This is a genomic window from Paenibacillus sp. RU5M, assembly GCF_900221055.1.
GTDB lineage: Bacteria > Bacillota > Bacilli > Paenibacillales > Paenibacillaceae > Paenibacillus > Paenibacillus marchantiae.
The window spans coordinates 85,309-99,516 of record NZ_OBQM01000016.1 but is presented as its reverse complement, the minus strand read 5'-3'; the positions used below and the strand labels follow the sequence as shown (position 1 = coordinate 99,516).

Sequence of the window (14,208 nt, the reverse complement as noted above, 5' to 3'; positions counted from 1 at the left end):
TGCACCCTCGCAAACTTTTTCTAATCTGATTAAAACACAAAAGACCCGTAAGAGGGCACTTTTTTCAAAGTGTCTATCTTACGGGTCACAGTTCAAGTCGGCTGAAGAGCAACCCTTTATTTATGTTTCCGATATAGAAATTCACCGGATATCTCATACTTGAATTAGATACTCAGTACGCCACCGTTGCTTGCATTCGTTACCAGTTTGGAATAACGAGCGAGGTAACCGGTTTTTACTTTCGGTTCAAAGCCTTTCCAACCTGCGCGACGACGTTCGAATTCTTCGTCACTGATATGCAATTCGATGATGCGGTTGTTCAGATCAAGTTCAATAATGTCTCCTTCTTCAACAAAAGCGATCGGACCGCCTTCAGCAGCTTCTGGAGAGATATGTCCGATACTGATTCCGCGGGATGCGCCAGAGAAGCGTCCGTCGGTGATCAAACCTACTTTGGCACCGAGGCCCATACCTACGATCTGGGAAGTAGGAGCGAGCATCTCAGGCATTCCTGGTCCGCCTTTTGGTCCTTCATAACGGATAACGACAACATGTCCTTCTTTTACTTTGCCGTTTGCAATACCTTCGAGCGCTTGTTCTTGGGAGTCGAAGCATATAGCAGGACCTTTGTGATATCCACCAACCGAAGCGTCAACAGCACCAACCTTGATGATGGCGCCTTGTGGTGCAAGGTTACCAAACAATACAGCCAAGCCGCCTTTTTCGGAATGCGGGTTATCCAGGTGGTGGATGACATTGGTATCTTGGATTTCCTGACCTTCAACGTTCTCACGGATCGTTTTACCTGTTACCGTGATACAGTCGCCATGAATTGCACCTGGTTTCTTGAGCAATTCGTTCAGAACTGCACTTACGCCACCCGCATTGTGAACGTCTTCGATGTGAAGATCGGAAGCAGGTGCCAATTTTGCCAAGTGAGGAACGCGGTTAGCAACTTCATTGATTCGCTCGATTGGATACTCGATGCCTGCTTCATGAGCCAGTGCCAATGTATGAAGTACCGTATTCGTGGAACCACCCATAGCCATATCCAGTGCAAAAGCATTGTCGATGGCTTCTACAGTAACGATATCGCGTGGTTTCAGATCCAATTTGATGAGTTCCATCAGTTGTTTAGCGGATTGTTTAACAAACTCACGACGCTCAGGAGCAACAGCCAGGATGGTTCCGTTACCTGGCATAGCCAGTCCCATCGCTTCAGCCAGACAGTTCATGGAGTTCGCAGTGAACATACCGGAGCATGATCCACATGTTGGACAGCCGAACTGTTCAAGTTCAAGCAAGCTCTTATCATCGATTTTACCAGCTTGATAAGCACCTACGCCTTCAAAAACGGAGGTCAAGGACAGAGCTTTACCATTGCTGTCACGACCTGCCTTCATTGGACCGCCGCTGACAAACACGGTAGGGATATTACAGCGGAGTGCGCCCATCATCATACCTGGTGTGATTTTGTCACAGTTCGGGATACATACCATGCCGTCGAACCAGTGTGCAGATACAACGGTTTCCACGGAATCCGCAATAATGTCACGGCTTGGCAGCGAGTAACGCATACCAATGTGTCCCATGGCGATTCCGTCGTCAACTCCGATGGTGTTGAATTCGAATGGAACGCCACCGGCTTCACGAATAGCTTCCTTTACAATTTTACCGAATTCCTGCAGGTGGACATGGCCGGGCACGATATCGATGTAAGAGTTACATACGGCAATAAATGGTTTGCCAAAGTCCTCTTCTTTAACGCCCGCTGCGCGGAGCAAACTGCGGTGCGGTGCACGGTCAAAACCTTTTTTGATCATATCGGAACGCATCTTCTTGGCTGACATGGTGTATTTCCCCCCAAATTTATAATATTGAGCAACATGAATGGAAATATAAATGGCAGTGCATCTGTCGTTTAATTTCATCCGTACTCTAAAAAAAATTGACCAGTGATACTGGTTTCGAGCTTCCCGTAGTTTGTGAAGTTCTTTGCTGCTTTAAACCCGTGAACAACCCGGTTTTTCTATAGAGTCTATCACAACCGTCGTCATAATTCTACAATTCAATAGAAAGAAGCTTCAATCCATTAGTGGAATGAAGCTTTCTTGATTTGATGCACTGCATCAGGTGATCTTTCACCGCTACCTATGGGGATAGACTAACTGCTCCCGCCTTTGCGGCCAATCTCCCGATAGAATTCTTTATTATGAGTTTCTGAAGTCGCTTCTCCACCTTTTTTACCTATCGTTTGGTAGAAGCTCCGATCATGCTTTTTGGATGTGGCCTTGCCACCTAATCTACCCGCTTCCTCGCGACTCATTTTGTGTTCAGACGTCTGTGGACGTGCCATTACAAATCACTCCTTATATCATAAGTAGATTGTTGTAGCGCGTATTCCTACTTACCACAACATTTCCAGCCTGAAACAAGTCGATTTGGATGGAAAGGAGCAGGATTTCAGTTCATCTGAACCAGGATGCTGAACGTTTTAATACCCCCTGACGATTGAAGTGAACGCGGGAAATATCGGGCTCAATGAGAGGCCGAAAGGCATGACGGACGGCTGGGTGGGCCAGCGTTATAGCGAACAGTAACGCAATGGAGACAATCACCGGAATGTACAAGCTGGTCTCCATATAGTTGTAAACCCCGGACCAGACCGCCAAGCGAACGAGAAATCCATGTAAAAGGAACACATACAGAGTGCGTCGTCCCAATTCAGTCAATCTGGATGTTAATGAAGGGACCCAGGCGAGAAATAATGCTCCTGATCCAATTTCAAGTGCATAGATTCCGAGGCGGTAAATCCCTGCAAACCACTCATGATGTCCAAGCTCTGCGTAAGTCATGCTTCCCAGTAACCAGCCTGGTGAAATGTTGAACCCTCCGAGTCCAATCCAACCAAGAAGAGCAGCAGATAACGTACCTGCAATTCTTCGGCCCCAGCCGGATCGCAAATGGGAGCGGATGGACGCTCCGTAGTCATACCCGATAACAAAGAAAGGAAGGAACACAAACGTTCGGCTGAAGCTCAACCAGAAACCATCAATGGGTAAATATCCGGCACACACTCCCAGCATCACGGCACCCAGTAATCTATAGATCGGTTTCCAGGAGAGTGTAAGACGAAGCAACAGCCGCCAGCAGAAATGACTTGCCAGAAACCAGAGCAATAGATAAGGTGCAAAGAATGACAAACGCATATGCGGTGTGTGGAATACGGTGAAATCCATTACTGCATACAGAGACTGAAACAGAAGGTACTGTAATGCAATTTGCTTAAGTACATTGCGGCCAGATGTACCTTTGAGTGAATGTCTGGCAAAGTAGCCGGTTACCCATACAAACAGCGGCATGTGAAACGTATATATCCACAGAAACAGAGCCTCTGCTCCTGCAAAACGCGTAATGATTGGTTCGAGAGCATTGCCTGCTAGTACACAGACAATGAGCATGAAGCGCAAGTTGTAAAAAAAGGAATCCTGATCATTGTGAATGACGGTCGGTTTGTTCATGTTGTAGCCCCCCTGATAACCCTTGGCGATTGCAATCTGCTTCTGTAATAAGGGTAATATGGATGTGTAACATTAATTGTGATATATTTCACAAGAGTAAGCGCTATCCTTTCTCAAAGCTGTGACAACAAAATGAACGCTCCGGGATTGACAACGGTTGCATAGAGGCTGACAATGGGGAAAGAAGATGAGAAACTGTAAATATAAGGAGGGGAGAATTCATGTCGACGAATACCCGCCCTAGCCCTGAAATTGTTACGTTTGGCGAAAGCATGGGTTTGCTGACAGCAAAGGATACAAGAGGTCTCGAATATGCAGCGACATTAGACAAATCATTTGGCGGCGCAGAGAGTAATCTGGCTATTGGTGTATCCCGGCTTGGGCATACCAGCGGCTGGTTTGGCCGCCTGGGTAATGATCCGATCGGTAACATGATCTTGAAGGCAATTCGTGGTGAAGGTGTAGATGTATCCAGAGCAAGGATGAGCGACAAAGAGCCCACTGGTTTGATGATTCGTGAGAACGCTTCCGGGAAAGCTTCGGTGCACTATTATAGGAAGCTATCCGCTGCAAGTGCGATTACTCCTGAAGACCTGGACACGGATTATATCGCGGGTGCGCAAATCCTTCACGTTACAGGCATCACCGCAGCAATAAGCGCGTCGGGACTTGCTACTGTTGAAGCTGCTATACATATAGCTAAGCAGGCTGGTGTGAAAGTGAGTTTTGATCCGAATCTGCGTCTTAAACTATGGTCAGCTGAAGAAGCGCGTCCCGTACTGCTTCGTCTGGCTGAGCAAGCGGATTATTTCTTGCCGGGTCTGGACGAGATGAAACTTCTGTATAACGAAGAAGATGATCAAAAAGTACTTGAGCGTTTGTCCGCCATGAATGCAGTCTGTATCGTGAAGGGCGGCCCTGATTTGACCTACGTATTGGTGAATGGTACCCTAACGGAAGTTCCGTACTTCAAGGCAGATCATGTCCTGGATACGGTTGGGGCAGGAGATGGATTCTGTGCGGGCTTTTTGTCCGGCCTTATTAAAGGATATTCTCCGCAGGAGGCGACCCGTCTCGGGAATTTGACCGGTTCCATGGTTATACAGGCTGTTGGCGATTGGGAGGCGCTCCCGACGTTGGAGCAGGTCGAGGCCAAGCTGAACAATGTAGCTCATGTTGAGCGCTAGTCGCTGCTGATATCATATATGTCTCATCTTCGTTCATTAATGTAAGGCTTGTAATAGACAACCACATTGACAAGGGAGAGAATGAAATGAAGAAGCTTCAGCTGCTACAAAAAATAACAGACAGTGGGGTTGTTGCGGTTCTGCGTGCAGATTCTGCTGATCAGGTTATCGCAATGGCCGAACAAGCCATCGCGGGTGGCATCAAGATTATCGAGATTACGATGACGGTGCCTAGTGCCCTCAAGGCCATCGAGAAATTAAGCCGTGTATACCATTGGAACACACAAGATCCAGAGAAATTTGCCATTATCGGAGCTGGAACAGTGCTTGAACCCCAGACAGCGCGTGCCGCAATTATGTCAGGTGCCGAGTTTGTTGTGGGTCCTTCCCTGAACCCGGACACTGTGAAAATCTGCAACCTGTACCGGATTCCGATTCTTCCAGGGGTGATGACCATTGCGGATGTTCAACGTGCATTGGAACTTGGCGTGGATATTGTGAAGTTGTTCCCGGGTAATCTCTACGATCCGTCCATTATCAAAACGATGAAGGGACCTATGCCACAAGCGAATTTTATGCCGACCGGTGGGGTGTCCTTGTCCAATCTAGGTGACTGGATTAAAGGAGGCGCTGTTGCTGTAGGTATTGGCTCGGACCTTACAGCGGAAGCAGTGAAGACGGGGGACTTGAGTCATGTTCGCCGCAAAGCGGAACAATATATGGATGCTTACCGCAAGGCCAAGGCTGAATAGCGATGAATGATGGAGAAGGGGAGCCTCAGGAATGAAGGCTCCCGTTCTGCAAGCCGCGGCACCTGCGGAAGTGCAGAAAGGTGATGAACGTTGAGAAACCGATATAATACAGGGCGCAAGAAGAGGGGCATCGGGAAATTCCTGCTCGTTCTTCTGGCGCTCATTGTCATTGGATGTGGGTTTGTGGCCTGGAAGCTTTTTACGCCTTATGGACCACAGGAGATGGCTCAGACAGCCATGGAAACTGCAAATCAGGTGACTGTAACTGAAAAAGACAACTGGATTGATTTTGTACCGGACAAATCTGTTGGGGTGAGTGTTATTTTTTATCCTGGTGGATTGGTTAAACCGGAAAGTTATGCACCTCTTGCCCATGAACTTGCGGCAGCTGGACATCATACCATTATTGCGAAAATGCCTTTTAATCTCGCGGTAATCAAGCAGAATCTCGCAGATGATATTATTAAAGCCTATCCAGATGAACCATTTGTTATGGGAGGGCATTCTCTTGGTGGATCAATGGCAGCACGTTATGCGGCTTCCCATCCAGATGCACTTCAGGGCATCTTTTTCCTCGCATCTTATCCGGATGAAAAAGGCAGTGTGAAGTCACTGGGGATACCCGCGTTATCCATTTTGGGTACGAATGATGAAGTTGTGAATGCAACAAAGTATCAGAATGGTCGGGCATATTTGCCAGAAGATACGGTGTATTACACCATTGAAGGTGGTAACCATTCGCAGTTTGGTGACTATGGCCACCAGAGTGGTGACGGCGAAGCTGGGGTCAGTGAAGATGAACAACTGTCTCAAACGGTTAAAACGACTGTGGGCTGGCTGGATACAATCAAGTAAGCTGCAATTTCAACGGTGAATGGAACGAATCCATAGCAGACGGGAACTGGGGGTGATACGTATGTCCATGCTTCAAATTCATGGTAAGCAAGTTACCTGCCGAGGCATTCTATTTGATAAAGATGGAACGCTGCTGGATTTCTTACAACTATGGGGACCGTGGGCGGAGTCTTTGCTGAATCAGCTGGAATCACAGCTGTCAGAGCTTGGGGCCTCGTTCACGGTGGAGCGTGAGCAAGTTCTGGGTACGGTCCGCAATCGTGAAGGTCTTCTGATCGGATATGATCTTCAAGGGCCATTGGCTATTGCCACAGTGGACGAGAGCAACGGTTTGCTTGCTGGGCAGTTGTATGCCGCAGGCATGCCATGGAACGAAGCAATCACTACGATCCGCCGTTTTTCCAGTGTCGCCATGGGTGAGGTACGGCAGAGAAAAATGGCTGAATCGCTGCCTGGACTAAATGTATTTTTACAGAGCTGCAAGGAAGCATCGATTCCCATGGCAGTCGTCACTTCGGACAGCACAGCTGCTGCCGAGGAGCATATGGAGTGGATGGGCATCCGGTCGTATTTTACATCGGTTGTTGGAAGTGACCGGGTGACTCGGGGCAAACCGGATGGAGAGGCTGCGGTTCTGGCTTGCCGGGAATTACATATTCTTCCTGAAGAGGCTGTTGTGATCGGTGACAGCAATGGAGATATGCAGATGGGACGTAACGCAGGGGTGTCCTATAGGATTGGTTTCTGTCCAGAAATCGATAGAAGCCACTATTTATATGACGCCGATGCCATTATTCAAAATTATGATGAGTTAAAAATCATCTCTGAACGTTCCTCACAGGGGTGATCTCATAAAGGAGGAGAGAGGATGAACGCAACAGAACAACTGGCTGCCTGGATTAAGGAAAGTTCAAATATTGTTTTTTTCGGAGGGGCCGGAACTTCAACGGAAAGCGGGATTCCCGACTTCCGCTCTGCCGCTGGCTTATACCAGACAGAGCAGCATTCACCCTACCCACCGGAAGAGCTGCTGAGCCGACATTTTTTTGATCAGCATGCTGATATTTTTTATGATTTTTATCGAGGCAAAATGCTTCATCCCGATGCGATGCCCAACGGCTGCCATCGACTGCTCGCCAGATTGGAGCAGGAAGGAAAACTTCAGGCGGTTATCACGCAAAATATCGACGGGTTGCACCAGAAGGCTGGCAGCAGCAATGTTCTGGAGCTTCATGGTTCGATCCATCGAAATGCCTGTATGGATTGCAAGAGATTTTACGGGTTGGATGACATTATTACGGCAAAAGATACGGTTCCTCGTTGCACTTCATGTGGTGGCGTGATCAAGCCGGATGTCGTGCTGTATGAAGAAGAACTGGACCAGACGATATTATATCGTTCGGTTGACGCACTGTCTGCGGCGGATTTGCTGCTGGTAGGTGGAACTTCACTAACGGTGTATCCTGCCGCACAATTAATTACGTACTTTCAAGGGAAACATACGGTCTTGCTTAACGCTACACCTACGGCTTACGACAGGCAGGCTGATTTGCTGATTACAGACCCTATTGGTGAGGTAATGAATAAGGTGGACCAGCTTCTTGGTTAAACGTTAGTCAACATTGTCCGAATAACCGCATTCTCCGGCATACGGACCGGGTACTAGAGGCGGAACCTGGGGAAAGAAGGGATTCATGATGGTCTACGTAGCCAGCGATGCACGCTACGAAACAATGAAATACAACCGCGTTGGACGTTCAGGTTTGAAACTGCCAGCGATTTCACTTGGGTTATGGCATAATTTTGGTGGCATTAATAATGCGGAGAACGGCCGAAATATGATTACCCGTTCGTTTGATCTGGGCATTACGCATTTTGACCTTGCCAACAATTATGGTCCGCCGGCAGGTTCGGCAGAGCAGTTATTCGGTCAGGTTTTGGCACAGGATCTGAAGCCATATCGAGATGAACTCGTCATCTCCACCAAAGCCGGGTACTATATGTGGCCTGGACCTTACGGTGAGTGGGGTTCTCGTAAAAACCTGGTTTCCAGTCTCAATCAGAGCTTGAAGCGCATGGGTCTCGATTACGTAGACATCTTTTATTCTCATCGTTATGATCCCGAAACACCTCTGGAAGAAACGATGATGGCGCTGGACCATATTGTTCGTTCCGGCAAAGCATTGTACGTCGGTATCTCTAATTATCCTGCTGAACAGACGAAGCAGGCGGCCGAGATTCTCAAAGGTCTGGGTACACCTCTGTTGATTCATCAACCCAAATATTCCATGCTGGATCGCTGGATTGAGGATGGGCTGCAGGATGTACTTGATGAGTATGGAACAGGCAGTATCGCTTTTTGTCCATTGGCACAAGGCGTGCTCACCAACAAATATCTGAACGGTATTCCTGAAGATTCACGTGCGAAGGGCCCGTCTGTATTTCTGAATGAAAACAACATCTCGCCAGAGACATTGCGCAAAGTACGTGCTCTGAACCAGATTGCAGCCTCACGTGGTCAGAGTCTGGCCCAATTTGCTCTGGCCTGGGTATTGCGTGATGGCAAGGTAACTTCAGCACTGATTGGTGCAAGTCGTCCTTCGCAGATTGAAGAGAATGTGGCTGCTCTCAGCCAGTTGGAATTCTCCTCAGAGGAATTGGAGCGTATTGAATCGATTCTCCGTCCGGAACCAGATCATAAATAAAGTTCAAAAGGTGCATCTTAGCCATAATGGCGGGATGCACCTTTTTTGTTCCTTATTATGCAGAGCTACGAGATAGGAGATCCTACTTTTGATTACAGAATTATCGCTGGTTCGGTGGTACTTGGCGTGCCGTCTGATGCAAGGGCCTGTTAAGAATGTTCTCCCGGTACAAACTAGGGGCTTCCCCGTGGAATCGTTTGAACTGTTTGGAGAAATACAGCGCATCTGGCAAGCCCACGGAGGCCGACACCTGTTCGATGGACAGTTCCGGACGTTCCCGCAGCAGCTGGCGCGATTTGTCGATCCGCAGTTTAAGCAGGTAGGTAACTGGTGATAGTCCGGTTTCCTGTTTGAAAATGCGGGACAGGTAAGCACGGTTATAGCCAAGACTGGCCGACATTTGCTCAATCGAGACAGGGTAGGCATATTGAGTAGACATGTATTGAATCATCTGTTTTACAGTTCGTCGTATGGAAGATTCACCTGGTATTAAGGTTTGACCCTGAGAAAGGTGATTCTGTGCCTCGGCTAGAATCATATATAGCGTACCCAGCGATGTAAAATGAGAGCTTTCTTTCCGTTCGGAAAAAGCCATCTGCATCACGGATAACCAATCGGAAATACCGCAGGAAGGACCGGCATGAAAGACGGATTTTTCCGGACGGAAACCTGCTTCCTCTATATGCTTGGCAGTCTGGCTGCCGGTAAAGGCCATCCAGCGGTATTGCCAGGGATTCCGGGCATGGGATTGGTAGCTTACAAGCTGCCCTGGTTGAATAAGGAAACAATCTCCTGCGGATAGTTCGTAGGTATGTAGTTCAGTACGGAACGTACCGGCTCCTTTTTCTACATAATGCAATAGATAATAATCGTATAGCTTCGGGCCAAGGGCGTGACCGGGAAGGGTCTGGCTTGCCCCTGCAAAGAGGACATGCAATGCCCCTTTTTCATAATAAACAGGATTGGAGGCAACCGAGTAGCTGAGTGCTCCACTTTTGCCAGAGGTTTCCGGAATTTGTTTTATCGGATCCCCCGTTAGACCTTCCTTACGTTGTTCAGTCATGATGACATTCCTTTCCTTCCTGGATGTTCCATTCATTATACGTCGAAAGGTCACATTTATCCATATGGAACACACATGGTTGCATTTCAAGAGGAACCGCCTTCTTGTATAATAACATTAAGAAAACCAACAACATTGAGATGGGGTGCAGCAGCAATGAACATAAATGAATTGAAACAAAAGTTTATTGACAAGTACGGAGAGAGTGGAGCGGACATCCGTGTGTTCCATGCCCCTGGGCGGGTGAATCTGATCGGTGAGCACATTGACTATAACGGGGGGTACGTGCTTCCGGCTGCGCTTGAATTCGGTACCACTTTGATTATCCGTGAGCGTGAGGACAACAAGTTGCAGTTGGCTTCCACGAATATGCCCTATGAAGGAACGCTGGATACGTCCTCCATTGGCAAAGAGAAAACAGGGGAATGGACGGATTACCCGGTAGGCGTCATGGTTGAACTGCAAGGCAAAGGCGTAAAAGTAACCAAAGGTTATGACTTCCTCTATCATGGAGAAATTCCGAACGGCGCAGGACTTTCCTCTTCCGCATCGCTGGAGGTTCTTACCGGGTTTGCTATCCAGTCGCTTGAAGGTTTGAATGATATTGATACGGTTCAATTGGCGCTGCTGTCCCAAAAGGCAGAGAACGAATTCGTTGGCGTCAACTGTGGCATCATGGACCAGTTCGCTGTAGCTAATGGAGCAGAGGATCATGCGATCCTGCTGATGTGTGACACCCTTGAATATGAAAAAGTACCATTCCGTACGGGTGCCTACAAGCTGGTCATTGGTAACACGAACAAACGTCGGGGGTTGGTGGACTCGGCTTATAACGAACGTCGCTCCCAATGTGAGCAAGCACTTGCCATTTTAAAAGAACAACTGCCTGCACTGAACTATCTGGCGCAACTTACACCTGAACAATTCGTTACACTACAGGATCACATCAAGGATGAGAAGGTAAGACAGCGTGCCCAGCACGTCGTGGAAGAGAATGCACGTGTACTTGCATCAGTGGATGCACTGCGTGATAACGATCTGGAAACCTTCGGCAAGCTGATGAATGCTTCTCATGAATCCCTTCGTTATCTATATGAAGTGAGCTGCGAAGAGCTGGACGTGATGGTTGAAGAAGCTCAACGGATTCCAGGCACTCTAGGTGCACGCATGACAGGAGCAGGATTCGGTGGATGTACGGTATCCCTTGTGCATGAGGACGATGTAGAGCGTTTTGTAAGCGAAGTTGGAGCGGCATATGAAGCACGCACCAGTCTCAAAGGCGAGTTCTATGTATGCGGAGTAGGCGACGGCGTTAAAGAATTGAAGGAGGCGAAGTAAGATGGCGATTTTGGTGACAGGTGGAGCAGGATATATTGGTTCTCATACGGTAGCGGCTTTGTTGGAGCGTGGCGAAGAGGTAGTTGTACTGGATAACTTGCAGACAGGGCATCGTGAAGCTCTGCTGGGCGGAAAATTGTATGAAGGTGATCTGCGTGACAAGGAACTTCTGGCGAAGCTGTTCGCTGAGAACTCTATTGATGCAGTCATCCACTTTGCAGCTAACTCACTGGTTGGCGAGAGTATGAAAGATCCTGTGAAATACTATGACAACAACGTGTTTGGCACATTGTGCCTGCTGGAAGCGATGAATGCAGCGAATGTACGTCGCATCGTCTTCTCCTCCACGGCTGCTACTTATGGCGAGCCGGAGAAAGTGCCGATTGAAGAGAGCGACCGCACAGAGCCTACGAATGTATATGGTGAAACCAAGCTGATGATGGAGCGCATGATGTCCTGGTTCGATAAAGTACAGGAAATCAAATACGTCTCCCTTCGTTACTTCAATGCTGCTGGAGCCCATGATAGCGGCAAAATCGGTGAAGATCACCAGCCGGAGAGTCATCTTATCCCACTCGTACTGCAAACGGCATTGAAACAACGTCCACACATCGCCGTGTTCGGTGACGACTACGCGACTGAAGACGGAACCTGTGTACGTGATTACATCCACGTAAGTGATCTGGCGGATGCGCATCTGCGGGCCGTAGATTATCTCCGTAAAGGGGAGAACAGCAACGTGTTCAACCTGGGCAACGGTCAAGGCTTCTCTGTTAAACAGGTTATTGAGACGGCTAAGAAAGTAACCGGACTGGATATTCCGGTTGTACAGGAACCACGTCGTGCGGGTGATCCAGCTGTACTGGTGGCTTCGTCTGCCAAAGCAAGATCCGTACTGGGTTGGAATCCAAAATGGACCAATCTGGAGGATGTCATTCAAAGCGCATGGAGCTGGCATCAGTCCCACCCTGACGGCTACGGAAAAAACTAGGAGGCGAACATCGATATGTCACAGACTCATATTGCAGCAGGTGCCACAGAGCGGACACCGGAGCAGCAGGAAGCACTGCATGCCATTGAACGTCTGGTAGCATTTTCCTTGCAGAACAAATTGATTGAAGAAGCGGATCGGGATTACAGCCGTAATCTACTGCTAGAACAGTTTGGGTTCTCCGAGCCGTATGCAGGAGTATTGAACGAGACGGTGTTGGATGGCCCCCAACCATTGCTGGATACGCTGATTGATTATGGATTCGAAATTGGACTTATACCTGAAAATACAGACACGTACCGTGATTTGCTCGATGCGAAAATTATGGGTCAATTGATGGCACGTCCATCTGAGGTGGTGCGCGCATTCCGTCATACGGAGCAGACCGAAGGCATTGAGGCGGCTACCTCGCAATTTTATGAGCTTTCAATTCATTCCAACTACATTCGGATGGACCGTATCTCCAAGAATGTGTATTGGACACAGGATACAGCTTATGGAGATATGGAGATTACAATCAACCTGTCCAAGCCGGAGAAAAGTCCAAAGGAAATCGCGATGGCAAAGCTGCTTCCGCCTCCGGTATATCCGAAATGCCAACTTTGTCGTGAAAATGTGGGCTATGCGGGACGGGTCAACCACCCGGCCCGTCAAAACCTACGTATCATTCCTTTGGAATTGAACGGCGAACCTTGGTTCTTCCAATACTCGCCATACGTGTACTACAACGAGCACTGCATTATTTTCCATCACGATCATGTGCCGATGAAATTAACCAAGGATACGCTGCGTAGGCTGCTGGCTTTCGTGGGGGAATATCCGCATTACTTTATCGGTTCCAATGCCGATCTGCCTATCGTTGGCGGCTCCATCCTGACTCATGACCATTTCCAGGGTGGACGCCATACCTTTGCCATTCAAAATGCGAAGCCAGAGGCGGTATTCCGCCATGCTGGTTCGCCGGGGCTTACGCTTAGTCTTGTGAAATGGCCAATGTCCGTTCTGCGGCTGGCTTCACACGATCCTGCAGAGTTGCTCGAAGCGGGGAATGCCGTTTATGAAGCATGGAAGGTGTACAGCGATTCTACGGTGGAGATTGAGGCCTTCAGTGAGGTTGACGGAGAACAGATTCCACACAATACAGTGACTCCAATCGTTCGTCGCAGTGCGGACGGAGGATATGAGATGGACCTCGTTCTGCGGAACAATCGCACGAATGATGAACATCCCGAAGGGATTTTCCATCCGCATCGTGAAATGCATCATTTGAAAAAAGAGAACATTGGACTCATCGAAGTGATGGGGCTTGCAATCCTGCCAGGTCGTTTGAAAGAAGAGCTGGACAGCATCGCGGATATTCTCGCTGGGGATACCAAACTTGCTGAGGCGGCCAAAGCTTCCGAACATGTGTTGAACAAACATCTGGGCTGGGCAGAAGAACTGATCGAACGTTTCGGTCCCAACCTGCTGAACAAGGAGCAAGCTGTTGCGCTTGTGCAACAGGAAGTCGGCTTGAAATTCGCCGAGATTCTGGAGCATGCAGGTGTGTACAAATATGATGAGGCGGGACGTCAAGCCTTCCGTCGTTTTGTAAGCATCATGGGATATACCGAATAAACATAATTAACGAGGAACACCAACCCATACAAGGGCTGGTGTTTTTGGTTTGTTTGACATGTGCAGTTGTAACTGAATCGTGAAACCGCGGAACAGTTACATCTGTTCGCAGGAACTATTTGGGTATACTTATCCAACATATATAAGCTTGGCGTCCATTCCAGAGCCACAGGATGCTG

The 14,208-nt window shown here is 48.4% G+C and carries 13 protein-coding genes; 9 read left to right on the top strand and 4 right to left on the bottom strand.

Annotated elements, in window-relative coordinates; all coding sequences use genetic code 11:
• Positions 1 to 164 precede the first annotated feature (164 nt).
• From ilvD to CRO25_RS29790, 3 genes are all read right to left on the bottom strand, one after another.
• Positions 165 to 1,850 carry a dihydroxy-acid dehydratase gene (gene ilvD / locus CRO25_RS29800; RefSeq protein ID WP_063566857.1) on the bottom strand — a complete coding sequence of 562 codons (1,686 nt, stop codon included), beginning with the start codon at positions 1,848 to 1,850 and terminating at the stop codon, positions 165 to 167.
• 314 nt (positions 1,851 to 2,164) lie between these two features.
• Complete coding sequence (locus tag CRO25_RS29795) at positions 2,165 to 2,356, bottom strand: KGG domain-containing protein (protein WP_079697458.1); 192 nt, start codon at positions 2,354 to 2,356, stop codon at positions 2,165 to 2,167.
• Positions 2,357 to 2,468: 112 nt separating this feature from the next.
• Complete coding sequence (locus CRO25_RS29790) at positions 2,469 to 3,521, bottom strand: acyltransferase family protein (RefSeq protein WP_079697457.1); 1,053 nt, start codon at positions 3,519 to 3,521, stop codon at positions 2,469 to 2,471.
• A gap of 221 nt (positions 3,522 to 3,742) precedes the next feature.
• Between CRO25_RS29790 and CRO25_RS29785 the strand changes: the two genes are divergently transcribed.
• The 6 genes from CRO25_RS29785 (at position 3,743) to mgrA (ending at position 9,020) form a co-directional block, all read left to right on the top strand.
• The gene (locus CRO25_RS29785; RefSeq protein WP_079697456.1) at positions 3,743 to 4,708 is read left to right on the top strand and encodes a sugar kinase; all 966 of its coding nucleotides are present in this window, start codon (positions 3,743 to 3,745) and stop codon (positions 4,706 to 4,708) included.
• Positions 4,709 to 4,794: 86 nt separating this feature from the next.
• Positions 4,795 to 5,460, top strand: coding sequence for a bifunctional 2-keto-4-hydroxyglutarate aldolase/2-keto-3-deoxy-6-phosphogluconate aldolase (locus tag CRO25_RS29780; protein ID WP_063566860.1), 666 nt, complete (start codon positions 4,795 to 4,797; stop codon positions 5,458 to 5,460).
• 90 nt (positions 5,461 to 5,550) lie between these two features.
• A complete protein-coding gene (locus CRO25_RS29775; RefSeq protein ID WP_079697455.1) occupies positions 5,551 to 6,315 on the top strand; it encodes an alpha/beta fold hydrolase in 765 nt (254 codons plus the stop codon).
• Between the two features lie 61 nt (positions 6,316 to 6,376).
• Positions 6,377 to 7,162, top strand: coding sequence for an HAD family hydrolase (locus CRO25_RS29770; protein ID WP_079697454.1), 786 nt, complete (start codon positions 6,377 to 6,379; stop codon positions 7,160 to 7,162).
• A 21-nt stretch (positions 7,163 to 7,183) separates the two neighbouring features.
• The gene (locus CRO25_RS29765; RefSeq protein WP_079697453.1) at positions 7,184 to 7,924 is read left to right on the top strand and encodes an NAD-dependent protein deacylase; all 741 of its coding nucleotides are present in this window, start codon (positions 7,184 to 7,186) and stop codon (positions 7,922 to 7,924) included.
• Positions 7,925 to 8,012: 88 nt separating this feature from the next.
• Positions 8,013 to 9,020: an L-glyceraldehyde 3-phosphate reductase gene (gene mgrA, locus CRO25_RS29760; RefSeq protein WP_063566864.1), complete on the top strand. Its 1,008-nt coding sequence runs from the start codon at positions 8,013 to 8,015 to the stop codon at positions 9,018 to 9,020.
• Between the two features lie 100 nt (positions 9,021 to 9,120).
• On the opposite strand, the gene CRO25_RS29755 is transcribed toward mgrA, so the two are convergent.
• On the bottom strand, positions 9,121 to 10,083 hold the full coding sequence (locus CRO25_RS29755; protein WP_079697452.1) for an AraC family transcriptional regulator: 963 nt from the start codon (positions 10,081 to 10,083) through the stop codon (positions 9,121 to 9,123).
• Positions 10,084 to 10,239: 156 nt separating this feature from the next.
• Between CRO25_RS29755 and CRO25_RS29750 the strand changes: the two genes are divergently transcribed.
• The 3 genes from CRO25_RS29750 to CRO25_RS29740 are packed head-to-tail and all read left to right on the top strand — an operon-like array spanning position 10,240 to position 14,029.
• Positions 10,240 to 11,421 carry a galactokinase gene (locus CRO25_RS29750; RefSeq protein WP_079697451.1) on the top strand — a complete coding sequence of 394 codons (1,182 nt, stop codon included), beginning with the start codon at positions 10,240 to 10,242 and terminating at the stop codon, positions 11,419 to 11,421.
• A 1-nt stretch (position 11,422) separates the two neighbouring features.
• Positions 11,423 to 12,412, top strand: coding sequence for a UDP-glucose 4-epimerase GalE (gene galE, locus CRO25_RS29745; protein ID WP_064635876.1), 990 nt, complete (start codon positions 11,423 to 11,425; stop codon positions 12,410 to 12,412).
• A 15-nt stretch (positions 12,413 to 12,427) separates the two neighbouring features.
• On the top strand, positions 12,428 to 14,029 hold the full coding sequence (locus CRO25_RS29740; protein ID WP_079697450.1) for a UDP-glucose--hexose-1-phosphate uridylyltransferase: 1,602 nt from the start codon (positions 12,428 to 12,430) through the stop codon (positions 14,027 to 14,029).
• The last annotated feature ends 179 nt before the right edge of the window (positions 14,030 to 14,208 follow it).

Bases quoted from the DNA above. Each gene is read 5' to 3' on its own strand.
- CRO25_RS29780 (WP_063566860.1), top strand. From the start codon at position 4,795: ATGAAGAAGCTTCAGCTGCTACAAAAAATAACAGACAGTGGGGTTGTT.
- ilvD (WP_063566857.1), bottom strand. From the start codon at position 1,850: ATGTCAGCCAAGAAGATGCGTTCCGATATGATCAAAAAAGGTTTTGAC.
- CRO25_RS29765 (WP_079697453.1), top strand. From the start codon at position 7,184: ATGAACGCAACAGAACAACTGGCTGCCTGGATTAAGGAAAGTTCAAAT.
- CRO25_RS29795 (WP_079697458.1), bottom strand. From the start codon at position 2,356: ATGGCACGTCCACAGACGTCTGAACACAAAATGAGTCGCGAGGAAGCG.
- CRO25_RS29750 (WP_079697451.1), top strand. From the start codon at position 10,240: ATGAACATAAATGAATTGAAACAAAAGTTTATTGACAAGTACGGAGAG.
- mgrA (WP_063566864.1), top strand. From the start codon at position 8,013: ATGGTCTACGTAGCCAGCGATGCACGCTACGAAACAATGAAATACAAC.
- CRO25_RS29790 (WP_079697457.1), bottom strand. From the start codon at position 3,521: ATGAACAAACCGACCGTCATTCACAATGATCAGGATTCCTTTTTTTAC.
- CRO25_RS29740 (WP_079697450.1), top strand. From the start codon at position 12,428: ATGTCACAGACTCATATTGCAGCAGGTGCCACAGAGCGGACACCGGAG.
- galE (WP_064635876.1), top strand. From the start codon at position 11,423: ATGGCGATTTTGGTGACAGGTGGAGCAGGATATATTGGTTCTCATACG.
- CRO25_RS29770 (WP_079697454.1), top strand. From the start codon at position 6,377: ATGTCCATGCTTCAAATTCATGGTAAGCAAGTTACCTGCCGAGGCATT.
- CRO25_RS29755 (WP_079697452.1), bottom strand. From the start codon at position 10,083: ATGACTGAACAACGTAAGGAAGGTCTAACGGGGGATCCGATAAAACAA.
- CRO25_RS29785 (WP_079697456.1), top strand. From the start codon at position 3,743: ATGTCGACGAATACCCGCCCTAGCCCTGAAATTGTTACGTTTGGCGAA.